The organism is Agrobacterium sp. YIC 4121 (assembly GCF_002008205.1).
GTDB lineage: Bacteria > Pseudomonadota > Alphaproteobacteria > Rhizobiales > Rhizobiaceae > Agrobacterium > Agrobacterium leguminum.
The window spans coordinates 51,274-77,389 of record NZ_MRDI01000023.1; the positions used below are offsets into that span (position 1 = coordinate 51,274).

The 26,116-nt window shown below is 60.5% G+C and carries 27 protein-coding genes and 1 tRNA gene; 19 read left to right on the forward strand and 9 right to left on the reverse strand.

Going from position 1 to position 26,116, the window contains the following annotated elements; translation table 11 throughout:
• The first annotated feature begins 36 nt into the window (after positions 1 to 36).
• From BTE54_RS19795 to BTE54_RS19820, 4 genes are all read left to right on the forward strand, one after another.
• Positions 37 to 267 carry a helix-turn-helix domain-containing protein gene (locus BTE54_RS19795; protein ID WP_003522093.1) on the forward strand — a complete coding sequence of 77 codons (231 nt, stop codon included), beginning with the start codon at positions 37 to 39 and terminating at the stop codon, positions 265 to 267.
• A 232-nt stretch (positions 268 to 499) separates the two neighbouring features.
• Positions 500 to 1,750 carry an adenylate/guanylate cyclase domain-containing protein gene (locus tag BTE54_RS19805; RefSeq protein WP_078053687.1) on the forward strand — a complete coding sequence of 417 codons (1,251 nt, stop codon included), beginning with the start codon at positions 500 to 502 and terminating at the stop codon, positions 1,748 to 1,750.
• A 212-nt stretch (positions 1,751 to 1,962) separates the two neighbouring features.
• The gene (gene iolG / locus BTE54_RS19815) at positions 1,963 to 2,955 is read left to right on the forward strand and encodes an inositol 2-dehydrogenase (protein ID WP_078053688.1); all 993 of its coding nucleotides are present in this window, start codon (positions 1,963 to 1,965) and stop codon (positions 2,953 to 2,955) included.
• Positions 2,956 to 3,404: 449 nt separating this feature from the next.
• Positions 3,405 to 4,289 carry a DMT family transporter gene (locus BTE54_RS19820; RefSeq protein WP_035264546.1) on the forward strand — a complete coding sequence of 295 codons (885 nt, stop codon included), beginning with the start codon at positions 3,405 to 3,407 and terminating at the stop codon, positions 4,287 to 4,289.
• Positions 4,290 to 4,310: 21 nt separating this feature from the next.
• On the opposite strand, the gene BTE54_RS19825 is transcribed toward BTE54_RS19820, so the two are convergent.
• A complete protein-coding gene (locus tag BTE54_RS19825) occupies positions 4,311 to 5,366 on the reverse strand; it encodes an ornithine cyclodeaminase (RefSeq protein WP_078053689.1) in 1,056 nt (351 codons plus the stop codon).
• 13 nt (positions 5,367 to 5,379) lie between these two features.
• The gene (gene rocF / locus BTE54_RS19830) at positions 5,380 to 6,300 is read right to left on the reverse strand and encodes an arginase (RefSeq protein WP_078053827.1); all 921 of its coding nucleotides are present in this window, start codon (positions 6,298 to 6,300) and stop codon (positions 5,380 to 5,382) included.
• Positions 6,301 to 6,429: 129 nt separating this feature from the next.
• Here rocF and BTE54_RS19835 point away from each other — a divergent pair, with 129 nt between their 5' ends.
• Both BTE54_RS19835 and BTE54_RS19840 read left to right on the forward strand, forming a co-directional pair.
• The gene (locus BTE54_RS19835) at positions 6,430 to 6,867 is read left to right on the forward strand and encodes an Lrp/AsnC family transcriptional regulator (protein ID WP_078053828.1); all 438 of its coding nucleotides are present in this window, start codon (positions 6,430 to 6,432) and stop codon (positions 6,865 to 6,867) included.
• A 123-nt stretch (positions 6,868 to 6,990) separates the two neighbouring features.
• Positions 6,991 to 7,064, forward strand: a tRNA-Gln gene (locus BTE54_RS19840).
• Positions 7,065 to 7,139: 75 nt separating this feature from the next.
• Here BTE54_RS19840 and BTE54_RS19845 read toward each other — a convergent pair.
• The 5 genes from BTE54_RS19845 to bioB are packed head-to-tail and all read right to left on the reverse strand — an operon-like array spanning position 7,140 to position 12,286.
• Positions 7,140 to 8,126, reverse strand: a complete 987-nt coding sequence (locus tag BTE54_RS19845; protein WP_078053690.1) for a beta-ketoacyl-ACP synthase III — start codon at positions 8,124 to 8,126, stop codon at positions 7,140 to 7,142.
• A 56-nt stretch (positions 8,127 to 8,182) separates the two neighbouring features.
• The gene (locus BTE54_RS19850) at positions 8,183 to 9,478 is read right to left on the reverse strand and encodes an adenosylmethionine--8-amino-7-oxononanoate transaminase (RefSeq protein ID WP_078053691.1); all 1,296 of its coding nucleotides are present in this window, start codon (positions 9,476 to 9,478) and stop codon (positions 8,183 to 8,185) included.
• On the reverse strand, positions 9,475 to 10,113 hold the full coding sequence (gene bioD, locus BTE54_RS19855) for a dethiobiotin synthase (RefSeq protein ID WP_078053692.1): 639 nt from the start codon (positions 10,111 to 10,113) through the stop codon (positions 9,475 to 9,477). The genes BTE54_RS19850 and bioD overlap by 4 nt, the downstream gene beginning before the upstream one ends.
• Entirely contained in the window at positions 10,110 to 11,255 is a 1,146-nt protein-coding gene (locus BTE54_RS19860) for an 8-amino-7-oxononanoate synthase (protein ID WP_078053829.1), read from the reverse strand. Before BTE54_RS19860 ends, bioD begins: the two co-directional genes overlap by 4 nt.
• Positions 11,252 to 12,286 (reverse strand): biotin synthase BioB, encoded by a 1,035-nt coding sequence (bioB, locus tag BTE54_RS19865; protein WP_078053693.1) that lies wholly within the window; start codon positions 12,284 to 12,286, stop codon positions 11,252 to 11,254. Before bioB ends, BTE54_RS19860 begins: the two co-directional genes overlap by 4 nt.
• Positions 12,287 to 12,520: 234 nt before the next feature.
• On the opposite strand from bioB, the gene BTE54_RS19870 reads away from it, so the two are divergent.
• The 9 genes from BTE54_RS19870 to BTE54_RS19910 all read left to right on the forward strand — a co-directional run bounded on the left by BTE54_RS19870 (position 12,521) and on the right by BTE54_RS19910 (position 19,524).
• Positions 12,521 to 12,967 carry an acetyltransferase gene (locus BTE54_RS19870; RefSeq protein ID WP_078053694.1) on the forward strand — a complete coding sequence of 149 codons (447 nt, stop codon included), beginning with the start codon at positions 12,521 to 12,523 and terminating at the stop codon, positions 12,965 to 12,967.
• Positions 12,968 to 13,066: 99 nt separating this feature from the next.
• Positions 13,067 to 13,966 (forward strand): AraC family transcriptional regulator, encoded by a 900-nt coding sequence (locus BTE54_RS19875; RefSeq protein ID WP_198939198.1) that lies wholly within the window; start codon positions 13,067 to 13,069, stop codon positions 13,964 to 13,966.
• A gap of 85 nt (positions 13,967 to 14,051) precedes the next feature.
• On the forward strand, positions 14,052 to 14,984 hold the full coding sequence (locus tag BTE54_RS19880) for a hypothetical protein (RefSeq protein ID WP_078053695.1): 933 nt from the start codon (positions 14,052 to 14,054) through the stop codon (positions 14,982 to 14,984).
• Between the two features lie 134 nt (positions 14,985 to 15,118).
• Complete coding sequence (locus BTE54_RS19885; protein WP_078053696.1) at positions 15,119 to 15,529, forward strand: hypothetical protein; 411 nt, start codon at positions 15,119 to 15,121, stop codon at positions 15,527 to 15,529.
• Between the two features lie 87 nt (positions 15,530 to 15,616).
• Positions 15,617 to 15,847, forward strand: a complete 231-nt coding sequence (locus BTE54_RS19890; RefSeq protein ID WP_003522077.1) for a hypothetical protein — start codon at positions 15,617 to 15,619, stop codon at positions 15,845 to 15,847.
• Complete coding sequence (locus tag BTE54_RS19895) at positions 15,844 to 17,322, forward strand: TolC family protein (RefSeq protein WP_078053697.1); 1,479 nt, start codon at positions 15,844 to 15,846, stop codon at positions 17,320 to 17,322. Before BTE54_RS19890 ends, BTE54_RS19895 begins: the two co-directional genes overlap by 4 nt.
• 14 nt (positions 17,323 to 17,336) lie before the next feature.
• Entirely contained in the window at positions 17,337 to 18,686 is a 1,350-nt protein-coding gene (locus tag BTE54_RS19900) for a copper oxidase (RefSeq protein ID WP_078053698.1), read from the forward strand.
• Positions 18,687 to 18,739: 53 nt separating this feature from the next.
• A complete protein-coding gene (locus BTE54_RS19905) occupies positions 18,740 to 19,216 on the forward strand; it encodes a plastocyanin/azurin family copper-binding protein (RefSeq protein ID WP_078053699.1) in 477 nt (158 codons plus the stop codon).
• Positions 19,217 to 19,239: 23 nt separating this feature from the next.
• A complete protein-coding gene (locus BTE54_RS19910) occupies positions 19,240 to 19,524 on the forward strand; it encodes a copper-binding protein (protein WP_003522073.1) in 285 nt (94 codons plus the stop codon).
• A gap of 87 nt (positions 19,525 to 19,611) precedes the next feature.
• Here BTE54_RS19910 and BTE54_RS19915 read toward each other — a convergent pair whose 3' ends face one another.
• A complete protein-coding gene (locus BTE54_RS19915) occupies positions 19,612 to 20,448 on the reverse strand; it encodes a phosphatase PAP2 family protein (RefSeq protein ID WP_078053700.1) in 837 nt (278 codons plus the stop codon).
• Between the two features lie 172 nt (positions 20,449 to 20,620).
• On the opposite strand from BTE54_RS19915, the gene BTE54_RS19920 reads away from it, so the two are divergent.
• The 3 genes from BTE54_RS19920 (at position 20,621) to BTE54_RS19930 (ending at position 23,577) form a co-directional block, all read left to right on the forward strand.
• On the forward strand, positions 20,621 to 21,319 hold the full coding sequence (locus BTE54_RS19920) for a response regulator (RefSeq protein ID WP_078053701.1): 699 nt from the start codon (positions 20,621 to 20,623) through the stop codon (positions 21,317 to 21,319).
• Positions 21,316 to 22,473, forward strand: coding sequence for an ATP-binding protein (locus BTE54_RS19925; protein WP_078053702.1), 1,158 nt, complete (start codon positions 21,316 to 21,318; stop codon positions 22,471 to 22,473). Before BTE54_RS19920 ends, BTE54_RS19925 begins: the two co-directional genes overlap by 4 nt.
• A gap of 150 nt (positions 22,474 to 22,623) precedes the next feature.
• Positions 22,624 to 23,577: a DUF535 family protein gene (locus BTE54_RS19930; RefSeq protein ID WP_078053703.1), complete on the forward strand. Its 954-nt coding sequence runs from the start codon at positions 22,624 to 22,626 to the stop codon at positions 23,575 to 23,577.
• 29 nt (positions 23,578 to 23,606) lie between these two features.
• On the opposite strand, the gene BTE54_RS19935 is transcribed toward BTE54_RS19930, so the two are convergent.
• Positions 23,607 to 25,127: an MFS transporter gene (locus tag BTE54_RS19935; RefSeq protein WP_078053704.1), complete on the reverse strand. Its 1,521-nt coding sequence runs from the start codon at positions 25,125 to 25,127 to the stop codon at positions 23,607 to 23,609.
• 130 nt (positions 25,128 to 25,257) lie between these two features.
• Here BTE54_RS19935 and BTE54_RS19940 point away from each other — a divergent pair, with 130 nt between their 5' ends.
• Positions 25,258 to 26,112, forward strand: a complete 855-nt coding sequence (locus BTE54_RS19940) for a LysR substrate-binding domain-containing protein (RefSeq protein WP_003522061.1) — start codon at positions 25,258 to 25,260, stop codon at positions 26,110 to 26,112.
• Positions 26,113 to 26,116 lie beyond the last annotated feature (4 nt).

A 26,116-nucleotide genomic window follows, 5' to 3' on the forward strand; every position in this document is an offset into this window, starting at 1 on the left:
CCGCATTTAAGTGTCCATTCTGAGGGAGATGCAATAATGACAATTTCAATCTCACAACCCGATTCCGATCACGAAACCGATGCTCCTTTTGCCAAAAAGGTTCTCACCGCGCGCAATCTCGCCGGATATACGGTCGAACAGCTTGCCGTGACCTGCGGCCTGACGACCAGCGAAATACGCGCGCTCGAAGACGGCACGGACAGCGATCCGCTGCGCATCAGACGCGTTGCCGCAGCCCTTCATATTCCTGTCGAAACCGTTATCTGATCCACCTTAGCGATCATCAAAAATCTCAGCGCCGCCGGGGACGATGTTCCCGGGAACATCCGGGCGGCGCGCGTGGTCCGATGCCGCCAGTGCCTTCCGGAACATTTTCCGCGCCCCTCTCTTAACATTTTCGTTATCCGGCACCACATGGGGTTCACGAGCGACCATGTTCGGCCGAGTGCGACATGTGCCCCGCTTGTGCGAGAGCAGCAACAACCTCCGGAATCCTGCCATGACACTAAGTCTCGACACCGAAGAACGGGTTTCTTCAGCATTGGATGAATTGTGGCCAGCGGAAAAGACGGAAATTCTCGACTGGTTGATCACCGGCACCAAGGACGAACGCTTTATCGACGAAATATTCGTCGAGCTCTGCAACAGGCTGCGGGCGAGCGGAATTTCCGTGGCGCGGGGCGTGCTCGCTTTCCGCATTCGCCATCCGCAATGGCTTGGCGCGCGCATTCTGTGGAAAGCCGGCCTGTCCTCCGCCGAGATCGCCACCTATGGCTATGGGTCTGAAAATACGCCCGAATATCTGAACAGCCCTATCAACGACATTCACCAGGGCGCCACCGAAGTCCGCCACCGGCTGAACGGAGAGGACATCGATGAGCCCGGCTATACGATCTACGAAGACCTGCGGGCCGAGGGGCTGACGGATTATTGCGCCTGGCCGATCGAGCACACCTTCGGCAAGCGCCATGTCGCCAGCTTCTCCAGCGACCGGCCCGGCGGTTTTTCCGACAGCGAAATCCTCGCCTTGAAAAACCTGCTTCCGGCGCTGGCGCTCGTCAGCGAAATACGCCTGAAGAACCGCATGACGCGCACCCTTCTGGAGACCTATGTGGGGCCGCATGCGGGCGAAAAAATCCTCAATGGCGCCACCACGCGCGGTAGCGGCATGACGGTGGGTGCGGCGATCCTGATCTGCGACCTGCGCAATTTCACCCATATTTCCGACCTTTGGCCGCGTGACGATGTCATCGAGCTTCTCAACGGTTATTTCGACGCCATGTGCGATCCCATTGAGGAATTCGGCGGCGAAATCCTGAAATTCATGGGCGACGGGCTGCTGGCGATTTTCCCGCTCAGCGACCCGCAGGCCTGCGAAAACCTGCTGAAAGCCATCGCCAGCGCCCAGAAGAGCCTGGTTGCGCTGAATGAAATCAATTGCCGCAAGGGCCACGATCCCCTGGGTTATGGCATCGGCGTGCATGTCGGCGATGTCATGTATGGCAATATCGGCTCGAAAACCCGCCTCGATTTCACCGTCATCGGCCCCGCCGTCAATATCGCCTCGCGGCTGGAAACGCTGACCAAGGAGACCGGACGCAATGTGCTTTTCTCCGAGGAATTCGTGCGCATGGCCGGATATCAGGGAAAGCTGGAAAATCTCGGTCCATGGCTGCTGCGCGGCCTCGAAACCCCGGTCGAAGTATATGCCCTGCCCCACAATGCGGCCCTGACAGCTTCGGCTGATTGATTATCGCGAAGGGCTTTTAACGACACCGGCCATCCGCGCCGCATGACCTTCCCGAAGAGCGATTTCGGCCGTCTGGATCATCGTCAAAACGCTTGACACGTCTGCAATGTCGATCTAGCAAAATGGAACATATATTCCATATCGAAACATTGCTTGCATTCATATTCTGTCTTTCCGGGAGTGAGGGACGGGTGTGAGAAACCGGAGGAAAGATGGTTACGAAATTGGCACTGCTCGGCGCTGGACGGATCGGCAAGGTCCACGCCAAGGCGATCACCACCGACAGCCGTGCGCAGCTGGTGGCCGTTGTGGACGCCATGGCCGGTGCTGCGGAAGCAATCGCCCGCGAGGCGCAGTGCAAGGTCAGCACGATCGATGAGGTTCTGGCCGACGAGACGATCGATGCCGTTATCATCTGCACCCCGACCAACACCCATGCCGACCTGATCGAGCGTTTCGCCCGCGCCGGCAAGGCGATCTTCTGCGAAAAGCCCGTCGATCTCGATGTCGCCCGCGCGGAAGCTTGCGCCAAGGTGGTCGAGGAAACCGGAGCGAAGGTGATGCTCGGTTTCAACCGCCGTTTCGACCCGCATTTCCAGGCCGTTCACAAGGCAATCGACGATGGCCGCATCGGCAAGGTGGAAATGGTGACCATCACCAGCCGCGACCCCGGCCCGCCGCCGGCCGAATATATCAAGGTCTCCGGCGGCATTTTCCGCGACATGACCATTCATGATTTCGATATGGCCCGTTTCCTGCTCGGCGAGGAAGTGGAAAGCGTGTTTGCCACCGGTTCCGTCCTCGTCAATCCGGAGATCGGCGCGCTGGGTGATTTCGACAGCGCCAGCATCATCCTGACGACAAAAAGCGGCAGACAGGCGATCATTTCGAATTCCCGCCGCGCGACCTATGGTTACGACCAGCGCATCGAAGTGCACGGTTCGCTCGGTTCGGCCGCGGCCGAAAACCAGCGTCCTGTTTCCATCGAGATCGCCAATGCGGACGGCTACACCCGCCCGCCGCTGCATGATTTCTTCATGACGCGTTATACGGCCGCCTATGCCGCGGAAATCACCGCCTTTATCGACAGCATCGAAAACAACGTCGCGCCGTCGCCCTCCATCAAGGACGGTCTGATCGCGCTGAAACTGGCCGATGCCGCCCTGAAATCCGCGACCTCGAAGACGGCCGTGAAGCTCGGCTGAAGCCACAACCGGGACGCTGAGCGTCTTGCTGAACCTTCTGTCCGCCGCGCAATTGTTGACGGCGGACAGCCCTGCCTGTCCCAAAGCCCTCGGCAGCAGGCTCACATCATACTAGCTCTACGCCGACCTGCGGAGCGGCGTGCCCACCGCCCTCATTCCTGTGCTCGTCACAGGAATCCAGCCGACGCGCGTCTGTACGGCGAGAAAAACTCCTTTCAGCCCAATGACTTGGGCTGGCTGAATCCCTGTGACAGGCACAGGGATGAGGAGAGAATGCAGCAAAAGCATGCTCCAGCAATCGCCCCTTTAAAACGCAGCTTCCACACTTGCATGGCAGCTATTCGGAAAATAAGGTTGTCTGACAAGGTACGGCCGTAACATATGGCTGTTACCCACCTCATTCACCCCGAATACTCTTTTGCCGGCGGCAGTCGGATAGCGGTTTTTTCATGCCATCACCCAGGACCGGCTTTCTTTATGCGCTTGTCGCTTTCACGATCTTTGCGGCGCAGGATGGCATATCGAAACATCTGGGCAGCGCCTATCCGCCGGTTTTTATCGCCATGCTGCGATACTGGGCCTTTGCCGTCTTCGTTCTTTTGATGGCCGCAAGGTCGGCGGGCGGCATTCGGGGCGCCGTCATGGCCAACCGTCCCTGGCTGCAGATCGGCCGCGGCGTGCTTCTCGCCGTACAGATCGTCATTTCGATCTTCTCCTTCGCCGTCGTCGGGCTGGCGCACAGCCACTCCATCCTTGCCTCCGCACCGCTGATCGTTGCGGCGCTGTCCATGCCTTTGCTGGGAGAACATGTGGGCTGGCGGCGTTGGAGCGCCATTTTTGTCGGCTTCATCGGCGTTCTCGTCATCCTCAAGCCGGAGGGAGACGGTTTCGACAACCGGCTGATGATCACCTTCGTGGCCACCTTCATGCTGGCGCTCTACAGCGTCCTGACCCGCCTCGGCAGCAAAAGCGATTCGGCGATGACAAGTTTCTTCTACACCGGCGTGGCCGGTGCGGCGGCCCTGACGCTGGTCGGTCCGTTTTATTGGGTCAGCATCGAGCCGCAGGATTGGGGCTGGATGCTGGCGCTGTGCATTACCGGCATGAGCGGCCATTATTGCCTGATAAAGGCGTTCGAACTGGCGGATGCAGCCTCCGTGCAGCCCTTTTCCTATTATCAGCTGGTGCTCGTCTCCATCATCGGCGTCACCGTCTATGGCGAGGTGGTGACGTCCAACATGGTCATCGGTGCGGCGATCGTCATTGCCGCCGGCCTCTTCACCATCTGGCGCGAACATGTGGTTGCCCGCAAGAACCGCCGGGAGACGAAATAGGCAGCCGGCGCTGGAAAGCCCCTAGACGAGCGCCGCCTCACACCGCAGCAGCATACCGAACAGATCGCGCGGCTCATCCGGGTCGGCTAACAGATCGAGCTCGGTATAAAGCCCGGTGGATGGCAGCTTCGAGCGCACGTAACGCAGCGCCGAAAAATCTTCCGTCGCGAAGCCGACGCTGTCGAACAGTGTGATCTGCCGGTCGCTCGCCCGCCCCTGCTTTTCACCGGTTATGACCTGCCAAAGCTCGGTGACGGGATAATCCGCCGGCAATTGCTGGATTTCACCTTCAATGCGCGTCTGCGGCGGATATTCGACGAAAATATCCGACCGCAACAGGATGTCCCGATGCAACTCCGTCTTGCCGGGGCAATCGCCGCCAACGGCGTTGATGTGAATGCCGGGCCCGACCATGTTGTCGGTCAGTATCGTCGCATATTGCTTGTCGGCGGTGACGGTGGTGATGATATCCGCCCCTTCGACCGCTTCCTGTGCGCTTTCACAGATCTTGATGGCAAAACCCTGCCCGGCGAGATTGCGGGCGCATTTTTCGCTGGCGGACGGGTCGATATCGAATAGCCGCAGCGTGTCTATGCCAAGAATCGCCTTGAAGGCGCGCGCCTGGAATTCGCTCTGGGCGCCATTGCCGATGATGGCCATGCAGCGGGAATTCTTGCGGGCGAGAAATTTTGCGGCGACGGCGGAGGTGGCGGCGGTGCGCAGCGCCGTCAGGATGGTCATCTCGGTCAGAAGCAGCGGATAACCATTGCCGACATCGGAAAGCACGCCGAAAGCCGTCACCGTCTGGCGACCTTCCTTCATGTTCTTCGGATGGCCGTTGACATATTTGAAGCCGTAAAGCGTGCCATCGCTGGTCGGCATCAGTTCAATGACGCCTTCCTTCGAATGCGAGGCGATGCGCGGCGTCTTGTCGAAGCTTTCCCAGCGGCGGAAATCCTCTTCCACCGCCTCGGCAAGCTCGCGCAGGAACGTATCGATGCCGACGCGCAGCACGAGTTTCATCATGTGATCGACGCTGACGAAGGGCACGATATTGAGGTTCGGTATCACGGTCATCGCATCATTCCTTTCAGCCGGCCCGTGTCGGGCGGTCCATGACCCGCTTGCCCATCAGGCTGGTGGCGAGATCCACCATCAGCGTCGCGGTTCTGCCGCGCTCGTCGAGAAACGGGTTAAGCTCCACCAGATCGAGACTGCAGACCAGCCCGCTATCATGCAGCATTTCCATGACCAGATGCGCCTCGCGGAACGTCGCACCGCCCGGAACCGTGGTGCCGACGGCCGGCGCGATGGACGGCTCGAGAAAATCGACATCGAGACTGACATGCAAAAGCCCGTTTGCCGCCTGAACCCGTGCCAGAAACGCCCGCAGCAGAACGGCGACGCCATGCTCGTCGATCGAGCGCATGTCGTGCACGGTGATGCCGCTCTTTTCCAGCGCGGCCCTTTCGGCCGGATCCACACTGCGGATGCCGATCATGCCGATATTGTCTTCCGGAACCGCATGGGAAAGCGGTGGGAAATACCCGGCAAATCCCTCTCGCCCACTGAAATAGGCGACCGGCGTGCCGTGCAGATTGCCGCTGCGCGTCGTCTCAAGCGTATGATAATCGGTATGGGCATCGAGCCAGAGCACGAAAAACGGCCGGCCGGTCTCTGCCACCCGGCGCGCCATGCCGGCGACTGTCCCCGCGGAAATCGCATGGTCGCCTCCGAGAAAGATCGGCACGGCATCCGCGCTTTCACGATAGGCAGCCTCCGTCAGAGCCTCGGTCCAGGCCACGGTTTCAGACAGATGATGCACGGCGGGATTGGGATGGTTAAATTCGCGGAAGGTCGCCGGCGTCACATTGCCGGTATCGACAACGCGATGCCCCAGTTCTTCAAGGGCATGAGCAAGCCCCGCGACGCGATAGGCGCTCGGCCCCATCTCGCATCCCAATTGCCCGGCCCCGATTTGCAGCGGCGCACCGATCAACCTGATTTCCATTCCCATCCTCGCTTTCCTGCCAACAAGACCAGTTCACCACAGTGATCTGGCGAAATGAACATCAAATATTGGCAATATTATCGAAATAAGCTATCAATCTGGTAAAATTGATTTACCGAATTGGTCATCATGGACAATCTCAACGAGCGGCTCATCACCCTTTTGCGACACAATGGCAGGCGCAGCATTTCCGATCTCGCAATCGAGACGGAAACCTCGCGTGCGACGGTGCGCTCACGCATCGAAAGAATGGAGAATGACGGCACCATCATCGGTTATACCGTCATTTTGCGCGCCGATGCGGTGGAGGCCGCGATCCGCGGCATCATGATGATCGAGATTGAAGGCCATGTGACGGACCGCGTCATCCGCACCCTTGGCGGTTTTCCGGAAATCTCCGAAATCCACAGCACCAACGGCCGCTGGGACCTGATCGTGGAACTCAACGCCGCCACGCTCAGCGATTTCGACGCGGTACTGCGCCGCATCCGCCTGGTGCCCGGCATCACCGGCAGCGAGACCAGCCTTTTGCTCTCCACCCCACGCTCCACCCGGGCACGGCTCTGAACCGGGGAGCAAAACGCAAAACAGGGATAAAACGCATTTTTCGATTTTTTCGACTTGCGCCCCGGAATAAATCATCTATATGACGACCCACCAAAGCGAACGCGCCACGCGCTTTAAAGCTTTTGGGGAATAGTTCAATGGTAGAACAGCGGACTCTGACTCCGTCGATCTTGGTTCGAATCCAGGTTCCCCAGCCAAATTTCTCCAAATGAAATCAGCTTCTTGAGTTTTGAATATCGCATGGCATCGCGACGTCCCGTGCCCGGCATCGTTCACCCGCGATAGACCACAGCTCCACCCGTCATACCGGCACCGGCGGCCGTCAAAAGCAGGGTTTCGCCTTCCGCGAGAGGCCTTTCGGCATTGGTGACGGAGAGCGAAAGCGGAATGGTGGCAGCGGAGGAATTGCCGAAGGTTTCTATGGTGCGAACCGTCTTTTCCCTGTCAATGCCGAGATTGCCGCAGACGGCGTCGAACATGCGGGCATTGGCCTGATGGGGTACGAAACGGTCGATATCGGTTGCCGTCGTTCCGGCTTGATGCAGCACCCGTTGCGAGGTCGCGGTCATCAGCGCCACGGCACGGGAAAAGACTTCGCGGCCGTCACGCATCGTCATAAGCACCTCCTTAGTGGATGTATCGGCAGAGAAGGGCTGGCTGCTGCCTCCCGCCGCTATCTGGATCAGATCGTAACCGTCGCCATCCGCAACGAGATCGGCCGACAAAAGCCCACGCTGCGCCTCGCGGCAGGGCTTGAGTACGACGGCGCCGGCGGCATCGGCGAACAGGACCGCGCTTGCCCTTTCCGCCGGATTGATACGGCGACTCAATATATTGGCGGCAACGATGAGGACGGCGCGGCCGTGGGTGCGGACAAAGCCATCCGCAAGGGTAAGCGCATAAAGAAAGCCAGAACAGGCCCCGGCGAGATCGATCGCGCCGGATCGGGCAAGGCCCAGCCTGTGGGCGAGCAGGGGCGCCGAGGGCGGCAAGAGGTGATCCGGCGTGGAAGTCGCAAGCAGCGTCAGAGCGATGTCGTCGGAGCCGATTTCGGCGTCTTCCAGCGCCATGCGGCCGGCTCTCGCCGCAAGGCCGCTCAGCGTGTCACCCTCTTGCGCCCAATAACGCGTGCGGATGCCGGTGCGCCGCTCGATCCAGCCGGCTTCCAGCCCAAGACTGGTCTCTATCTCGGCATTGTCGACGCATCGTGACGGCACGGCATGGCCAAAACCGGCCATGTGGGAAGAACGGGTCTGCATTGTCAGGACTTTCGGAAACGGTTCTGGAACAGGCTGAACATGGCCACACCCCGCTTTCACGCGATGCCGCGCGCGAGCGATTTTAGCGAAGCGGTTTCGATGATGATCCCGGCCACTTCATCAATGGCGTCAAAGGCACGGCTTAAATCTTCCGCCGTCGAACAATAGGGCGGCATCAGGTAAAGCACATTGCCGAGCGGGCGGATGACGAACCCGCGCTCGCGGAACAATTGCCGCATGCGCGGCCCCGCCTCGGCGAGATACCCGCCGGCGGGCACCACGAGATCGAGGGCCGCGATGGTCCCCATCTGCCGGATGCCGGTGAAACGCCGGTCATCCGCAAACCGCCGGAGATTGTCGCGCAGCACCTGTTCCAATTGCCCGATGCGCTGAAGCACGGGCTCATCCCGCCAGACCTGAAGATTGGCGACGGCCGCGGCGCAGGCAATCGGATTGGCCGTATAGGAACTGGAATGGAAAAAGGTCTTGCGACGATCCGTCGAAAAATGCGCGTCGAAAATCTCCGCACTGCACAGCGTTGCCGCCAGCGGCAGGGAGCCGCCGGTCAGGCCCTTGGAGGTGCAGAGAATATCCGGTGAAATGCCGGCCTGTTCGCAGGCGAACATGGTTCCGGTTCTGCCCCAGCCCGTCATCACCTCGTCTGCAATAAAGAGGCAGCCATGGCGTTCGGCGATCTGTTTCAGCCCGGCCAGAACATCCGCGCCGTAAATTCTCATGCCGCCCGCCCCAAGCACCAGCGGCTCAGCCAACAGGGCAGCGATACGGCCTGAACGACAGAAGTTTTCGAACATGTCCAGCGTGCGCTGTTCGCTGCCCGCTTCCGGAAAAGCCAGCCGGTCGACGCCGAAGAGCAGCGGTTCGTAAGCGGCATTGAAGACACCGCGCTCACCTGTCGACATCGTGCCGATAGTGTCGCCGTGATAGCCATGCTCCATCACCACGATACGGTCGCGCTTTTCTCCGCGATTGTGGAAATATCCCAGCGCCATTTTCAGCGCCACCTCAACCGCCGTCGAGCCGCTATCGGAATAAAACACATGGCTTAGCCCGGCTGGCGCAAGCTCGATCAGCCCGCGCGCCAGCGTTTCGGCGGGTTCATGGGAGAACTCGGCGAAAATGACCTGGTCGAAGGCCTCTGTCGCGGCGCGGATGGCCGCCATGATCGCCGGATGCCGGTGCCCGTGGGTGATGACCCACCAGGAGGAAATGGCGTCGAACAGGCGATTGCCGTCCTCATCGACGAGAAATGCGCCTTCCGCTGATACGACGCGTTTCATCGGCGGTTCCAGCCCATGCTGGGTGAAGGGATGCCAGACAGGGGAACGGCTCATGCCGGCGCCTCCAGAAAATCAGCGAGATTGAAGTGTCGGGCAAATGCCCGATGCAGCACCTCTGATGTCATCTCCGGCAGGCACGGCAGACGGCCGAGCAGGCGAATGGCGCCGATATTGGCGATGACGCGCTCATTTTCCCGGTTCTCATGGCCGATGAAGACCACGCCCTGCACGGGAATGGCGCGGTGCCGCAACGCCTCAAGCGAGAGCAGCGTGTGGTTGATGGTGCCGAGAGACGTTCTTGCGCAGAGCACAAGCGGAATTTGCCAGCGGGCGAAGATATCGGCGAAGAGCACCGTGTCGGTCAGCGGCACCAGAAGCCCGCCCGCCCCCTCGATCACCAGCGGTCCATCCGTTTGCGGCGGCAGCAGCAGCGTGGGGTCGATCGTTACATTCTCGAGGCGGGCCGATAGATGCGGCGAAGCCGGCATTTTCAGGCGATAGGCCTCTGGCAGGATGCGCGCACGCGGCACGCCACCCAGCCGTTCCACCGTCTCGCTGTCTGTTTCTTCCTCCAGCCCGGATTGCACGGGTTTCCAGTAACAAGCCTGCAGGGCATGGGTCAGCGCTGCGGAAAAAACCGTCTTGCCGATGCCCGTATCGGTGCCGGAGATAACGAAACGAGGGCTCATCTTCGCTCCTCCGCCAAGGAAAGGGCAAGCAGCTCAATCATATCGGCGATCTGGCTCTCATCCACATTGAGCGTAATGGCGATGCGCAGGCGCGCCGTGCCCTCTGGCACCGTCGGCGGGCGGATCGCGCGTACATCGAAACCGCCCTCCCGCAGATGCGCGGCGACACGAAGCGAACGGGCATTGTCACCGATCATCGCCGGCAGGATTTGCGAGCCGCTGGGCGCAACGCCGAGCCGGGAGCGAAGCTCCTCGCCGGCAAAGTTTACCAGCTCCGCCAGCCGCAGGCGTCGCCATGGTTCATCGGCGACGATGCGCAGGGCTTCCCGCACTGCGGCCGCCATCAGCGGCGAAGGCGCGGTCGAATAGATGAAACCGCGGGCGCGGTTGACGAGGTAATCGGCAAGCACTGCCGGCAGGCTCAAAAGCGCGCCGGAGAGACCGAGCGCCTTGCCGCAGGTGTGCAATGCCACCACATTGCCCCGGCCTTCCAGCTCCGCGGCAAACCCGCGCCCGCCGGGGCCGAAAACACCGGTGGCATGGGCCTCATCGACGACAAGGAAGCCTCCGTGTTTCCCGGCAAGATCAGCCAGGGCCGAAAGGGGCGCACGGTCGCCATCCATGGAATAGAGGCTTTCGATGGCGATCCACGGCCGGCCGCGGCCACCCTCCTGCCGCCAGCGGATAATTTCCCGTTCGAATGCCTCGATCTGATTATGCGGCACGGCGATCGCCTTCGCCTTGCCGGCTGCAATGCCGTCATGGACGCTGGCATGGATCAGGGCGTCGTGAAGAACGAGGTCTTCCCGCAGCGGCAATGTGGAGAACAGCGCGACATTGGCGGCAAAACCGCTGCCGAAATAGATCGCTTTTTCCGCTCGGAAAAATGCCGCTGCTTCCGCTTCCAGCGCCTCATGTTCGCGGTGGTTGCCACGCAGCAGCCGCGAGCCGCCGGCCCCCACCGGCACACCCCTTCCGATAGCGTCGGCAAATGCCGCCTTCAGCCGGGGTGAATCGGCAAGGCCAAGATAGTCATTGGAGGTGAAATCGATCCCCTGTTGAGGAGCGAGCGCGCGCAGCCGCGATTTGCGCTCCAGGCCTGCAAGCTTCGCCTCATAGGGAGAGAGGGCCGCGAGGGTCACCGGCACCCTCCCGCCTCCCCAGACTGCAATTCCGTGGACTGCAGTTCCATCGGCTTCAGGCCAAGACGGCGGAAAAGCGCCGTGTCGTGGTCCTCACCCGGATTATCCGCCGTCAGCAGGGTTTCGCCGATGAAGATGGAGTTGGCGCCGGCCAGGAAACAGAGCGCCTGCGTCTCATCGCTCATCTCCGTGCGCCCGGCCGAAAGCCGCACATGCGAACGCGGCATGAGGATGCGCGCCAGCGCGATGGTACGGACGAAATCGATCGGATCGACGGGATCGGCCTTGGCCAGCTTCGAGCCGGGGATCGGGATCAGCATGTTGATCGGCACGCTTTCCGGCGGCACCGGCAGGTTGGCAAGCGTCACCAGCATCGAGATCCGGTCTTCCACCGTTTCCCCCATGCCGAGAATGCCGCCGGCGCAGACTTTGATGCCGGCATCGCGGACATTGGCGAGCGTTTCCAGCCGGTCCTCGAAGGTGCGGGTGGTGATGATCTGCGAATAGAACCGCTCGGAAGTGTCGACGTTGTGGTTGTAGTAGTCGAGACCGGCATCGGCCAGCCGTTCGGATTGCTCCGGCGTCAACATGCCGAGCGTCATGCAGGTTTCCATGCCGAGCGCCTTCACGCCCTCGACCATGGCCACCACGGCCTCCATGTCGCGCTCCTTGGGATTGCGCCAGGCAGCACCCATGCAATAACGCGTCGCGCCGCCCTCCTTCGCCTTGCGCGCCTCAGCCAGCACCCGCTCCACTTCCATGAGTTTGGAGGCCTTAAGGCCGGTGGGGTTGCGGGCGGACTGGCTGCAATAGCTGCAATCCTCCGGGCAGCCGCCGGTCTTGATGGATAAGAGCCGGCTCATCTGGATGGCATTGGGATCGAAATGACAGCGATGCACCTGCTGGGCGCGAAACAGAAGATCATTAAACGGCAAATTATAGATAATTTTTGCTTCTTCGAGCGACAAGTCGTTGCCGAAATCCCCGACCGGAGCTGGATTTCTGTCGATTTGCGTGACGATCTGATCCATCTGTCGATCTTTCCCTCAAAATAAATAGATAGAAGTTCTTTTTATCTATTTTTTTCGAACCGCTTTTTGCAAGCACTTTTTTCGAGAAAAATTTTTCGGAGGGAGAGATGGCGGCATATGCGAGGATCGGGATCGCCGGGTTTAAACGTTGGAATTCATTGAATATGCGCGTGCTCACGGAAAAGATCGGGCCGGCCCATGGCGTGAAAAGTCCGCCCTTGCTAAGGGTGAGGCATGATCACACTTCGTCCCTCCGAGAGCCGCGACGCTTCCCGCATCCTCGACATATGGAGCAAAGCAGTCGACGCCACCCACGGGTTCCTTCTGCCGGCGGATCGCGTCGCGATCGGGGAGGAAGTCGAAGCCTTTCTGCCGCAGGCGCCGCTCACGCTGGCGGTCGATGTTTCTGATCGCCCCCTCGGCTTCATGTTTCTGCATGAAGGGCACATGGAGGCGCTTTTCATCGATCCGGACCATCACGGCCAGGGCATCGGCAAGGTTCTGGTTCAGCGGGCGCTTGCGCTCCACCCCGCACTAACCACGGACGTCAACGAACAGAACGCCGGGGCCATGGGGTTTTACCGCCGGCTGGGATTCGAACCGACGGGGCGCTCCGATATCGACGGACAGGGGCGACCCTATCCGCTCGTTCATCTTCGATTTCGCGCAACGGAAAAATAGGCCGCAGGGATCGTCGGGGAGGATCAAGCCACGAACACCATAGTCCGCTTCGCAACCGACGATTTTCTGCCCGAACACCGCTTCGACCAATGGCGCGAAGTGCGCGGCAAAAGCCTGTTTGGCGTGACAATCGAGCTTGCGCGGGACCTTCGCCACAGCTTCCAGGGTTCGTTTCAGGCGCGCGCCGTCGCCGGCGCCGTGGTGACCGAGATGCGCGCCTCCTCTTACCGGGTGAACCGCACCGAAGCCGATATTGCCCGCATTGCCGGCGACAGCCTCTGCATTGGCCTGCAGGTCAGGGGCTCCGGCTTTCTGCATGCCGGCAAGAATCAGGTTCACGCGGTTGGCGGTGGCGATATCACCATCAACTATTCCGACTTGCCCTACGATGCGATACCGGGAAACGAGGCGGATTTTCACTACAGGATGCTGAAGATCCCCGTGGATTACCAGGTCATGCTCGGTCAGGCCACCGATGACCTGTTTGCGACGCGTTATGCGGAAAACAACAGTTTCTCCCTGCCCTTCCGGGCCCTCTTCAATGCGCTGAACGCCGACCCCGGCAGGCTCATCGATCCCGCCCGCGATGTCACCCATATCGCCCGGCTTGCCATGACGGCGCGCGGGCGGCTTTCGCCCGCCATGCCGGAGGTTCGCGCCGCGCTCAGGACCGGGCTCTGTTATGCGGCACAGGACATCATGATACGGAAAAAATCCCGGCAGAACCTGACCCCTGCCGCCGTCGCAAGGGAACTGGGCATTTCGCTTCGGCAATTGCATGTGGTTTTCGAGGGTGCCGAACTGTCGTTTTCCCGCACGCTCTCCTCCATGCGGATAGAGGAAGCGAAACGGTTGCTGCTGGCATTCCCCGCCTTGCCGGTCACGCAGATCGCCTATGGCTGCGGCTTCGACAGCCTCGCTACTTTCTACAGGGTATTTGCCGGCACCTATGGCATGACGCCCGGCGACGCCCGCGCTGCGGATATGCCGCCGGCTTAAAATTTCACCTCTGCGCGCAATGAGAAGACGCGCCATTTCAGCTCCTGTAAGGGCGATTGGATTATCCCATCCCGGAGCGCGGCCAATGACCAATTTTTTCGATTTTGCGATCTCCCGGTTGCCGACCGCGACAGCCGATTGCCGCAGGCCAGCGCCCGGCGAAATAGAGGCGATGCTGCAAAAAGAACCCTTCGCGGCGGCGCTGCGTCTGCTGGCGGGAAGTTTCATCGCCCTTTACGAAGGCTCGCCCGAGATGACCGCGCTTTTTGCGACACGCCAGAGCCGGCTTCTTTCTCACGCGCTTCTGGCGCTCTATTTTCAGAAATGCGGCGCCCATGAAACAGGAGCGGGAGAAGCCGCCCTGACGCGGGAAGATTTCGGCCATCTGGCGCTTCGGCATGGGCTCGCCAGCCATAGTGTCGCTTATGCCTTCTTCAAAGAGGCGCTGAAACGCGGAATGACACGCCCGGCAGACCAATCCAGCAATGGGCCCGGCAATGGGGTCGTGCCTTCAGCCCCGGCGCTGGCGATGCTCGCCCAATGGTACGACGTGCATTTTCAGGCGCTGGATCTGCTGGATGAGGGCTTCAGGGCATCACGTTTCATCAAGCGGTCGGAGGCCATGCTTCCCCATATCCACCCCCGCGTATCGCAGGCGTTTCTGTCGCATCCGGAGGTGCGCTGCCCCGGCCCGCTCTCCATCATCTTCAACTGGTTCGATGCCGGCGGACTGCTGATGGACCGCCTTATCGCCGGCATCGACTGGGAAAGGCCGACCGAACAGGGCAGGCGCCTGACCGATGTGGAAACCGTGACGCAACTGGCGACATCCCTCTCCCTGTCGCGTATCCACATCGGCCGTAAGCTAGCGGCGGCCGAACTGATCGGCGGCATCGGCTGGAGCGGACGACGCGGCCGTTCCGCACTCTGGATTTCGCAGGGTTTTTACGAGGAATATGCCCGCATGCAGGCCCGCAAGCTCCTTATTCTCGATGAAGCCTTCATCGACTCCGTGTGAGGTGTGGGCAGGCTGCAGACCCTGCGATTCCGCTTGCCGGCCTCGCTCCGCGTGAATGCGGCATAACGGCTTTCGTCGATGGTTATGAGGGATATCCATTGACAAATCACAGGACTACAGCTTTTCTACGCAACATGCGTGAGATGTTGCGAGCATCGAAATTGCTGGCCCTGTTGTTTAGACTGGTGATGATACTGTCACTGGCTGGCTATAGTGTTTCCACCGTCAATGCCGCAATGCATCCTGCCGAAGCCGGTGGAATGCAGCACGATCAGTCCGCCATGATGGATCACGGCGCGACGATGGACCATGGCGCCTCAGCCATGATGTCCGACAGTCACGATCACAACGATATGGCCGAACAGGACGGCGGCGTCAAAAAGCCCGTCAAGCCGCAATGCTGCGGCGATTTCTGTCTCGGCATGGCGGTTCTGATCAGCCACGACACCATTGGCAGACCCGTCGTCAACAGCATCCGTTCCTTCCTCGACGACAGCAAGGCGCTGGGCCAGACCCCGCTCCTTCACCGCCCCCCGAATATCTGAACAGGCAAAGCCCGCCTTTGGGCAATGACCGTGCGTGAGCGGCTTTAGCGCCGCCGCGCCGTTGCATCTCCTATTCGGAAAATACCCATGAACCCAATTTACATTGTGGTTGCGGCGCCCCTGCTTCTGGGCGGCTGCACAGCCACATCCATGATGAACGACGCCGCCTCCTATGACGACGCGGCAAACCCTTCGCTCGGCGCCGCCCCCATCCGCTATCAGACCCCGGTTGCGGGTTACACGCACCGCGCGCCGGTGGACCCGAAGCCCTGGCGTAACCAGAACGATGCGCAGGCTCCGAAAGGAGACGCATCATGACGATACTTACCTTCAAACTCGGAGCGAAACTCGCGACCACCCTTTGCCTGCCGTTTCTTCTCGGCGGCTGTGTCACGGCCGCCCAATATGCGTCGCGTGAAGCCGGTTTCACCAATGTTTCGGCCAGGACATCCGAGGCGACAGGCAAGCAGGCGGTCTGGGTGCAGAACCGGGCCGAGGCGCAGGCGACGCAGGCCCGCGTCAAATCGCTGATGGCCGCCGGCAAAAGTCTCGATGTCGAGACGGCGGTGCAGATTGCGCTCCTGAACAACAAGGGCCTTCAGGCAGCCTATGCCGATCTCGGCGAATCCGCCGCCACCGCATGGCAATCGACCATGCTGGTCAATCCGCGGGTCGGCATCGGGCTGACGGGGATCGGCACCCCGGGGCTCAGGGCCTATCAGGCGATCGAGGGTGTCGTCGTCACCAATATTCTGGCGCTGGCTACCCTCAAGAAAAATGTCGAGATCGCCGATACCGGCTTCCGCAAGGCGCAGCTTGGCGCCGCGCTGAAGACGCTGCAACTGGCGGCCGATACCCGCCGCGCCTGGATTACCGCGGTGGCGGCATGGGAAAATGTCGGCCAGCTGGCGCAGGCACAGACCGCGGCGGATGCCGCCTCCGAACTTGCCGTGAAACTCGGCGAGGCGGGTTCGCTCAACAAGGAGGGCCAGGCCCGCGAACAGGTCTTTTACGCCGAGTTGACCGGCCAGATTGCCCGAGCGCGGCTTGAGGCCCGTCTTGCCAAGGAGGAACTGACCCGGCTGATGGGACTGTGGGGAGCGGATATCGAATACACCATTCCCAACCGCCTGCCCCCGCTTCCGAAAGCGCTTACCAAACGGGACATGATCGAGGCCGAGGCGCTGCAGCGCCGCGTGGATCTGCAGATGGCAAAGCTCGATCTGGAAGCGACCGCCCGGTCGTTCAAGCTCACGGAAGCCACCCGATACGTGACCGATCTCGAAATCCGTTCCGGCTTCGAGACCGAGCGCGAGCTGGAAGACGGCGAAATCCACAAGCAGACCACCGGCAATGCCGAGCTGGAATTCGTCATTCCGATCTTCGATTCCGGTCAGGCGCGCATGCGGGAATCCGAACTTGCCTATATGCGCGCGGCGAACCTGCTGGCGGAAAAAGCGGTCAATGTCCGCTCGGAAGCCCGCTCCGCCTATCAGGCCTATCGCTCGAACTATGACATCGCCAGGCATTACCGCAACAGCGTGGTGCCGCTGCGCACCAAAATCGAGGAGCAGTCGCTGCTGACCTATAACGGCATGATCACCAACACCTTCGAGCTTCTGGCCGACAGCCGGGAAAAGGTCAATTCAAGCCTGCTCGCCATCAATGCGAAACGTGACTTCTGGCTCGCCGAGGCCAGCCTCGCTCCCGCCATTTACGGCGGCGGCACGGGTGCTGCGGCGGGCGCGGAGACCGAGGTTGCCGCCGCTGGCGGCGGCGGTGGCGGACACTGAGAAAGGAAACGACCATGTTTAACAGAAGAAACTTTCTGGGTGTCGGCGCCGCAATGGTCTCCTCGGCGGCCTGGGCGAAAACATCCAACACCGGCCTGCCGGAAGCGGCAGTGATGGAAACGGCTGCGACCCAGGCCCCGGTCAAGCCCACCACCGGCCCGGATTACAACCCGGTCGTCACCTTGAACGGCTGGACCCTGCCCTTCCGGATGAACAACGGCGTCAAGGAATTCCACCTTGTCGCCGAACCGGTGGAGCGCGAAATGGCGGAGGGCATGACCGCCCGCCTCTGGGGTTATAACGGTCAGTCGCCCGGCCCGACCATCGAGGCCGTCGAAGGCGACCGGGTGCGTATTTTCGTCACCAACAAGCTGCCGGAACATACGACCATCCACTGGCACGGCATGATCCTGCCGTCCGGCATGGACGGCGTCGGCGGGTTGTCGCAGCCGCATATCCCGGTTGGCAAAACCTTCGTCTACGAGTTCGATCTCGTGAAATCCGGCACCTTCATGTACCACCCGCATTCGGACGAGATGGTGCAGATGGCGATGGGCATGATGGGCTTCTTCGTGATCCATCCGAAGGACCCGGCCTTCATGCCGGTGGACCGCGATTTCGTGTTCCTCATCAATGCCTTCGACATCGATCCCGGTTCCTATGTGCCGAAGATCATGACCATGACCGACTTCAATCTGTGGTCATGGAACAGCCGGGTGTTTCCGGGCATCGATCCGCTGGTGGTTTCCAAGGACGACCGGGTGCGCGTGCGCGTCGGCAACCTGACCATGACCAACCATCCGATCCACATGCACGGTTACGATTTCGAGGTGACCTGCACGGACGGCGGCTGGGTGCGTCCCGAGGCGCGCTGGCCGGAGGTGAGCATCGATATCCCCGTGGGTGCGATGCGGGCCTATGAATTCGACGCCAAATATGTCGGCGACTGGGCGATCCATTGCCACAAGTCGCACCATACGATGAATGCGATGGGACATGACGTCCCGACCTTCATCGGCGTCGACAAGAAGACCGTCGCAGAGAAAATCCGCAAGGTGCGGCCGGAATATATGCCGATGGGCACCGCCGGCATGGCCGATATGGGCGCGATGGAAATGGAAATCCCTGAGAACACCGTACCCATGATGACGGGTTGGGGTCCGCACGGCCCCATCGAGATGGGCGGCATGTTCTCCGTGGTGAAGGTCCGCGAAGGCATCTCCGCGGGCGATTACTCAGATCCCGGCTGGTACGAAAACCCGCCCGGAACCCAGGCTTGGGAATGGACCGGCGAGTTGCCGGATACGACCAAGACCAATGACCCCAAAACGCAGATCACGCCGAAACCGATGAAACACGGCTGATCGCGCAGACCCCAACCCCACAAGAACCCCCACCAAAATCAAGGAAATATGGAATGTTCAAACTGAAAATTGCGCTGCTTCTCACCGCTCTCGCCACGCCCGCCCTTGCGTCGGGCACCCACGGCGGCGGCCATGAGGCGATGGCGATCGGCGAACCGGGCGACAAGGCCAAGGTGACCCAGACCATTCAGGTGACGATGAAGGAAACGCCGGACGGCAAGATGCTGTTCACGCCCACCAAGTTCGACTTCAAGAAAGGCAAGACAGTCCGCTTCGCCATCAAGAATGTCGGCGAACTGGACCATGAATTCATTCTCGACGAACAGAAGGCCAATCTGGAGCACAAGGCCGCCATGGAGAAGGCTCCGGAGATGGAGCACGACAATCCGAACGCGATCAGCCTCGCGCCCGGCGAAAGCGGCGAAATCATCTGGAAATTCACCAATGACGGCATGTTCGAATTCGCCTGCCTGAAACCCGGACATTACGAGGCCGGCATGCGCGGCGATCTCAAAGTTTCTGCAAAGTAACCCGGCAACAAAGGAATCTAACCATGAAGACCATCGTTAAAATCACCGTTGCAGCAGCACTCCTGCTCACCGCTCCCCTCAGTGCATTCGCAGAGGAATTCACCAAGGGAACGGTAAAGAAGGTCGATGCCGCAGCCAAGAAGGTCACCATCATCCATGAAGAACTGAAGAACCTCGACATGCCAGCCATGACGATGGTGTTCCGCGTCAAGGACGATGCGATCCTCGCCAAGCTCAAGGAAGGCGCCAATATCGAGTTCGTCGCCGAACGCGCCGACGGCAAGCTGGTCGTTGCCCAGGTGAAATAAGGCCATCTTGCCACTCCGCAAGAAGCAGCAGGGCAGCGGTTTTCCGCTGCCCTTTTTGATATTGGGCGGATGTGATTCCCCTCAGCCTTATTGTCCCGCAAATGGCCTTGTTTCCGCGGCGGGCCGCGTCCCGTCGACCCTGCGGGAAAAGGCGGCGTCTATCGCCTGCCGGTTGTTCATGAACGGCCGCCGGAGCAGAAGGAACACCGCAAGCATCAAGGGCCAAGCAATCAGGACATCTGAGAGGAAGTGAGCGCCCATTGCCACCCTGTTCAGGGAGACAATCACGATGAATGGCGCCAGTATCGCGATGCCGATCAGGCGAAATTTCTCTGGCAGGAGAATGGTGAAGGCAAGAAGAGCGGCTGCGGAAGCGCTTTCACCGGAAGGAAAAGAGCAATTTCGGACACAGCCACCGTCAAGGGAAAGAACCGGTGTAAACAACAGGTCTCCCCCGAACTCGCCGAGATGGCGAGGTCTTGCCCTGCCAAACGCGTTTTTCAGTATATGAACCGTGGCACCCGGTCCCAGAGCAAAAAAGACGCCAATAAGCAGCAGCTTGTGCGGTGGTAAAACCCGAGGCAGGCCGCCCGAAAATGGCATGAGGACAAGCATGCACACCAGCCCCGACAACAAAACCGGCGGAAGCATGCGGTTCAGATCTCGGACGGAAACCAGGAACTCGTCCTCGCCAAGGTGGAAACGGTCCGTCCAGAATTGCCGGCTCACCTCAAGATCGATATCCGACCTGATCGTGAAGACGATCATCATCGCTAGAGCGACCAGAAGAGCCAGCAGGGAGGAACTGCCGGCGGCCCGCAAAAAAGCGTGACGGGCGACATGGATGGCGCCTGCGCGAAATTTCGACCTCCGGGTCCAATTCCGCTTTTTCCGGTCGGTTTTACTGGCGAGAGGCTGGTGCATGGCCAGTTCTCTTCCGCAGAAATGTCAAGGCTTTGCGGAGAAAGAGACAAGACTGCAAGGAAAGCGGCACTGACAGTGTTTATTCGGGGATGGAGGCTCTTGCCCGATGTTTCGCATCCGCTTAGCGTCCCGGCGTTACCACGGTTTACAAAAGCAGATTTGCGGATCGAGTATGGACAAAGGGCTTATTCTGATCGTCGAAGACGACCCCGATATTATTCAGATTCTGGACGCCTATCTTATTCGCGAAGGATACAGAACCGTCAGGGCGAGCGACGGAGAAATAGCGCTGACGCATTTCTCCATGTTGAGACCGGATCTGGTTCTCCTCGACATTCGCCTGCCGAAGTTCGATGGCATCGAGGTGCTGAATCGCATCCGGCGGGAACGGGATACGCCTGTCATCATGGTCACCTCCCTTGCGGAGGATATGGACAAGCTGACCGGCCTTCGCCTCGGCGCTGACGATTACATCGTCAAACCTTTCAATCCCCACGAATTGATCGCGCGGGTGAATGCCGTGCTAAAACGCACGCGACAGCCCGCCGCCGGTGGGGTCTTGCGCTTCGGGGCCATTGAAGTAGACACCGAAGCCTATGTCGCGGCCGTTTGCGGCGATGGGGGACGGACCGTTCTACCCCTGACGCTGAGCGAGTTCAGGATACTCGCCCATATGACGCGCCGCCCCACCCACGCCTTTCAGCGCGCCGATATTCTGGATGCCTGCCTGCCGGAAAGCGATGCGCTAGCGCGCACCATCGACACGCACATCGCCAATCTGCGCAAGAAACTGGCCGAGCATGGCGCCTGCGGTTATCTGGTCTCGGTGCGCAGCGTCGGTTATCGGCTGGCCGGGGAGCAGAAACCATGAAACTCTGGCGACTGCGCCTGCGCACGATGACGGCGATCACGATCACCACGATGCTCATATTTGCCGTCGCGTTGGTCTATTTCGGCGTTTCCTGGTATGCGGACAATATTGAAGAACGCATCATCGCCCAGCTGTCGCCCGATGCCTCCAAGGCCTTTTCGGATATCGACCGGGGCGTGATGCCGGATCAGCGCCAGCTTCAGGCCCTTATCGAGGTTTTGCCGGGCCTGGAGGACGAGGCGGATAACGAGCTTCTCAAATCCGTGTTCGTCTTCGGATTGCTCGCTGTCTTGCTGTGCAGCCTGCTCGGTTATTTCATCTCGCGGCGCATTGCGGCACCTCTCGGCGAACTTGCCGATGCTGCTCGGCGCATGGCGACCGGCGACTTCAGCGGAGGCGCAAAGATCAAGGCGAACCCCATCGCCGAAGTCGCATTTCTGGTCGACAGTTTCGAGAGCCTGACGCGGGAACTTCAGATGATGGAGCGCCGGCTGAAGTTCAACACGATGGCGGTGGCTCATGAATTGCGCACACCGCTGACGATCCTGCAGGGCCGTTTGCACGGCATCGCGGATGATGTCTTTCCCCTCGACAAGCAAGCCATTCGCCACCTCATCGTCCATGTGGAAGGGCTGGCGCGTCTTGTCGATGATTTGCGCACACTTTCCCTGGCAGAAACCAACAGCCTCGTCAAAGACACGCAGCCGCTTGATCTTGCCGCCGAATGCGCGGCCGTGGTAGAAGCGGCGCGGCCGCTGATGGATGAGGCCGGCATCGATATCGATATGTCGCTGGAGCCCGCACCCATTTGCGGCGACCGCCAACGCCTTCGGCAGCTATTGCTGATCCTGATGGACAATGTGCGCCGCTATGCGGCGAGCGGCAAATTTCTGCGCTGTTCGACCGGGCTTCAGGATGGGCGGCCCTTCGTCGCGATCGAGGATAAAGGGCCGGGCTTTCCCCCCGGCGTCGAGGCACACGGCATCGAACTTTTCTGGCGGATGGAACCGTCGCGCGCGCGCAAAACCGGTGGCACGGGCCTCGGCCTTTCGATTGCCCGTGCAATCGCTCGGGCGCATGACAGCGATCTGCAGATAAAGACACGACCGGACGGCGGAGCCATCGTGACGGTTGTCTTTGGGAAAACCTCCTGAAATCTCCCGGCCAACCGTCTCTTTGCGGTTGCTTGTTTTGCGCTGAGGCAACAAACCGGTCTTCACGTAGGGCAGGCCGTTTCTCGACAGAATCTTGACAATTCCGGCGCATGCCCCGGCTGAACGCCATGTTCTGCCGGAAGCCCATTGATGTCGCGCATTCAAGATGCTGCCGTTCTGGCAGAGAAACTCCCGGTCACGGATGATGTGGCCCAGACGGTTTCGGAAACACCCCGTTTTTTGTTGCTCTGGAGAATTATGACATTTGCCCGGCGCGCCTACTGGAAGCGGGCGGTCCTTTTCTGGCTGCGTTTTGCGGCCAATCCATTGGTCACCTTTCGGTGGTGGCGGTTTCTGGCGGATTTTTCAGCAGAGCGAAAATTGCCGCTCCCGCATGACGACCTTCTTCAGAAACCCCTGTCGAAACTCCTCATCAATAAAGTTTCCCGGAAGAGACGGCTGGTTTTTCTCATGGATAATTTCGCAATTGCGGACCGGCATTTTTCCAGGAGCGTCATGGCCGGGCTGTGGGCGGGAAAGACCATTGATATGGGCACGGTTCGCGGCCGGAATGATGAATATCGATGCATACTGGCGCTCGCGGATTGCTGCGGCGGCCGGCACGAGGGTGCTTTTTCCGTCAGACTCATTCGCAGCCATGACAACACCATTCTCTGGACAGCAACATTCACTTTCGTTGAAGGGCGCGAGACACAGAACCACACGATTGTCGTTGGCGGCATGCAGGGTCCGCGCGCCGCGAAAGAGCAAATGGTGTCGATGACGCGCGACCTCTCGGGGCTTCGTCCGAAGGAGGCTGCACTCATGGTTCTGCAAGGCCTCGCCGCCGAGGGTGCACATGACTATTTCGCTGTCGCCTATTCCAGGCACCCCATCCGTTACCGGCGCGCCCGGCGGCAAAAAATGATGGTTTCGGACATCGATGCTTTCTGGCGGGAACGCTCTGGCGAGCCGGATGAAATATTCGGTTTCAAAGTACCCTTCTCCAGCCTCGAGGGTGGAGATAAACGCAGCCATATGAAGCTCACTTTTTTCAACCTCGGCAAACGTCTCGCCGAGGCCAGAATAAACGAAAGCGCCTGAGGCTCGTCCCAGGTTGCCTGGACGTCGCACTAGTCATGAGCAAGTTTTCGCGCCGGACCGAAGATCATGAAACTGATGGCGGCAAGGAACCAGACGCTGATGCCGGCATAAAGCATGACCAGACCAAAACCGTCCGCAAGCGCCTGATGGACGAGCTCTTGCGAAAAACCCTGCGCAGAAGTGCCGGCGGTGCCCGCCGCGATCTTTTCCGCAAGCGACTGCAACGCCTCGATATCCGCAGCGGATGGCAGGTTTGCCCGAAGCGAAGCCCGGACGCCCTCGACCAGAATGAAACCCATGATCGGGATATTGATGGCGAGCGAGATCATGCGCGCACTCATGTCGATACCTGAAGCCATGCCGGAACGGGCGGGAGAAACCGCCCCCGTGGTGGTGTTGGTAACAGGCGTATTGGTCAGTCCTAGCCCGATACCGGCGAGGATGCAGCCGGGCAGCATGGTGAGCCAGCTCGCATTTTCGATGCCGCTCCCCAATTTCATCAGCATGAAACCGAGGCCGATGGTGAACAGCCCGGCCGGAATGACGAGGCGCGGCTGGTAGCGCAGCGACAGCCGCTCCGCCAGCGGCGGCACCACCAGCGCCGGCAGCGTATAGGCAAGCAGGCCGAGGCCGGCGGTGACGCTGTCATAACCGAGGCCCGCCTGAAACCAGATCGGCAGATAGATCATGAACGGCCAGAAGCTGATATTCATCGCCGCAGAACCGATGATCGCCCCGGAAAAAGGCCGAATGCGGAACACGGAGAAGTCGAACATCGGTCTTGAACTAAGCTTTTCAGCAATCACGAAGGCAATGAAGCTTGCAGCCGCGACGCCGAGGATCAGAAGCGCCGCCGGGCTCACAAAACCGAGCGCGGGCCCCTGGGTGATGAAAAAGGCAAGGCAAAAAACGGCGACCGAAAGGGTGACCATGCCGGCAAGATCGAGACGCGCCGCCTCCGGATCACGCGATTCTCCGACGCCGCCCGTGGCAAGCAGCCATGTTCCCGCGCCAAGCACGACGTGAACGAGGAACACCCATTCCCAGCTCCACAGCGCAACGATGGCGCCGCCGATGATCGGGCCGAAGCCCAGCCCCACGCCCGAGACGATGCCCCACCAGCCGAACGCCATACCGCGTTCGCGGGCCGTGCGGAACTGATGCGACAGGATGGCGATCTGGCACACCAGCATCGCCCCGCCGCTCAGCCCCTGAAGGAAACGGGCGCCGATCAGCACCGAGACGTTTTCCGTCATTCCGCAGGCCAGAGAGGAAAGCGCGAAAGCGACGATGCTGGCGATAAAAACACGTTTGCGGCCGAAGCGATCTGCCAGCGCCCCCGTCGCCATCAGCACCATCGTCACGCCGATGGTATAGGCGTTCATGATCCACTGAAGCTGACGGAAATCCGCATGCAGCACCTGTTCGAGTGTTGGCAGGATCGCCGGAACGCTGGAAATTTCCAGTCCGAACATCAGGGCGGAGAGACAAACGGCGGCAAGCGCCATGGCGCTTCTGCTGCTTGCGGGTGCGGCAACGGCAAGGGTCATTCTTCAGCCTTTCTTGGGTCGGCCCGCACTTGCGAAAACCGATCTGTGGAAGAGGCACGCTAGACAAAGCTTGACCATAACTGAATTGGATGATTGGCTATTTCAGAGACAACAAATTGGAATAATCAATATGAGCACGCTGGATGTGGAGGCCGTCGAAGCCTTCGTTACCATCGCCGATATGCAGAGCTTCACCCGCGCTGCCGAAGCGCTCGGCACCACCCAGGGCGCCATCAGCGTCAAGCTCAAGCGGCTGGAAGACAGGCTCGGCCAGCGGCTGCTCGAACGCACGCCGCGCTCAGTGCGGCTTTCAGCACAGGGTGCGGTGTTTCTGGCGCCCGCCCGCGAGTTTCTCGCCGCGCATGACCGGGCGCTGGCGGGTCTTTCCTCCCCGCGCCGCCGCTTCGGCCTTGGCATCGCCGCCCATGTGGCGGGACCGGAGGTTCCGACCCTGCTTGCACGTCTCAACGACCACGACCCCGGACTTACGATCGAAGTGCGCATGGATCATTCCCGATCCCTGCTTGATGCCTTCGACCGTGGGGAGATCGATGCGGCAATCATCCGGCGCGAGGACGACCGGCGCGACGGCGAGGTGCTCGGGCCGGAACATTTCGGCTGGTATGCAACCCCGCAATTTGAACACCGTCAGGGTGAACCGCTGCGTCTGGCGGCGCTCTCGCCCGCCTGTGGCGTGCGTGACATCGCCACCCGCGCCCTGGATGCGGCTGCGATTGCGTGGACGGAGGTATTTCTCGGCGGCACATCGTCGATGGTGACCGCCGCCGTTTCGGCCGGGCTTGCGGTTTCCGCCTTTTCCTCCCGCCTCGCACCGCCCGGCACCGTGGAGGTCAGCCAGCGTTTTGGCCTGCCGCCCCTGCCCTCTACGGAAATCATCATGTTCTCGACCCTGACGGACAGCAGATCCCGGGAAGCCTTACGCACGCTCGCCGCCGCCTTTCGCGAACATCGGCCGGGATCGTGACGCA

Coding starts and splice junctions, on each gene's coding strand:
- BTE54_RS19795 (WP_003522093.1), top strand. CDS start 37: ATGACAATTTCAATCTCACAACCCGATTCCGATCACGAAACCGATGCT.
- BTE54_RS19805 (WP_078053687.1), top strand. CDS start 500: ATGACACTAAGTCTCGACACCGAAGAACGGGTTTCTTCAGCATTGGAT.
- iolG (WP_078053688.1), top strand. CDS start 1,963: ATGGTTACGAAATTGGCACTGCTCGGCGCTGGACGGATCGGCAAGGTC.
- BTE54_RS19820 (WP_035264546.1), top strand. CDS start 3,405: ATGCCATCACCCAGGACCGGCTTTCTTTATGCGCTTGTCGCTTTCACG.
- BTE54_RS19825 (WP_078053689.1), bottom strand. CDS start 5,366: ATGACCGTGATACCGAACCTCAATATCGTGCCCTTCGTCAGCGTCGAT.
- rocF (WP_078053827.1), bottom strand. CDS start 6,300: ATGGAAATCAGGTTGATCGGTGCGCCGCTGCAAATCGGGGCCGGGCAA.
- BTE54_RS19835 (WP_078053828.1), top strand. CDS start 6,430: ATGGACAATCTCAACGAGCGGCTCATCACCCTTTTGCGACACAATGGC.
- BTE54_RS19845 (WP_078053690.1), bottom strand. CDS start 8,126: ATGCAGACCCGTTCTTCCCACATGGCCGGTTTTGGCCATGCCGTGCCG.
- BTE54_RS19850 (WP_078053691.1), bottom strand. CDS start 9,478: ATGAGCCGTTCCCCTGTCTGGCATCCCTTCACCCAGCATGGGCTGGAA.
- bioD (WP_078053692.1), bottom strand. CDS start 10,113: ATGAGCCCTCGTTTCGTTATCTCCGGCACCGATACGGGCATCGGCAAG.
- bioB (WP_078053693.1), bottom strand. CDS start 12,286: ATGGATCAGATCGTCACGCAAATCGACAGAAATCCAGCTCCGGTCGGG.
- BTE54_RS19870 (WP_078053694.1), top strand. CDS start 12,521: ATGATCACACTTCGTCCCTCCGAGAGCCGCGACGCTTCCCGCATCCTC.
- BTE54_RS19880 (WP_078053695.1), top strand. CDS start 14,052: ATGACCAATTTTTTCGATTTTGCGATCTCCCGGTTGCCGACCGCGACA.
- BTE54_RS19885 (WP_078053696.1), top strand. CDS start 15,119: ATGCGTGAGATGTTGCGAGCATCGAAATTGCTGGCCCTGTTGTTTAGA.
- BTE54_RS19890 (WP_003522077.1), top strand. CDS start 15,617: ATGAACCCAATTTACATTGTGGTTGCGGCGCCCCTGCTTCTGGGCGGC.
- BTE54_RS19895 (WP_078053697.1), top strand. CDS start 15,844: ATGACGATACTTACCTTCAAACTCGGAGCGAAACTCGCGACCACCCTT.
- BTE54_RS19900 (WP_078053698.1), top strand. CDS start 17,337: ATGTTTAACAGAAGAAACTTTCTGGGTGTCGGCGCCGCAATGGTCTCC.
- BTE54_RS19905 (WP_078053699.1), top strand. CDS start 18,740: ATGTTCAAACTGAAAATTGCGCTGCTTCTCACCGCTCTCGCCACGCCC.
- BTE54_RS19910 (WP_003522073.1), top strand. CDS start 19,240: ATGAAGACCATCGTTAAAATCACCGTTGCAGCAGCACTCCTGCTCACC.
- BTE54_RS19915 (WP_078053700.1), bottom strand. CDS start 20,448: ATGCACCAGCCTCTCGCCAGTAAAACCGACCGGAAAAAGCGGAATTGG.
- BTE54_RS19920 (WP_078053701.1), top strand. CDS start 20,621: ATGGACAAAGGGCTTATTCTGATCGTCGAAGACGACCCCGATATTATT.
- BTE54_RS19925 (WP_078053702.1), top strand. CDS start 21,316: ATGAAACTCTGGCGACTGCGCCTGCGCACGATGACGGCGATCACGATC.
- BTE54_RS19930 (WP_078053703.1), top strand. CDS start 22,624: ATGTCGCGCATTCAAGATGCTGCCGTTCTGGCAGAGAAACTCCCGGTC.
- BTE54_RS19935 (WP_078053704.1), bottom strand. CDS start 25,127: ATGACCCTTGCCGTTGCCGCACCCGCAAGCAGCAGAAGCGCCATGGCG.
- BTE54_RS19940 (WP_003522061.1), top strand. CDS start 25,258: ATGAGCACGCTGGATGTGGAGGCCGTCGAAGCCTTCGTTACCATCGCC.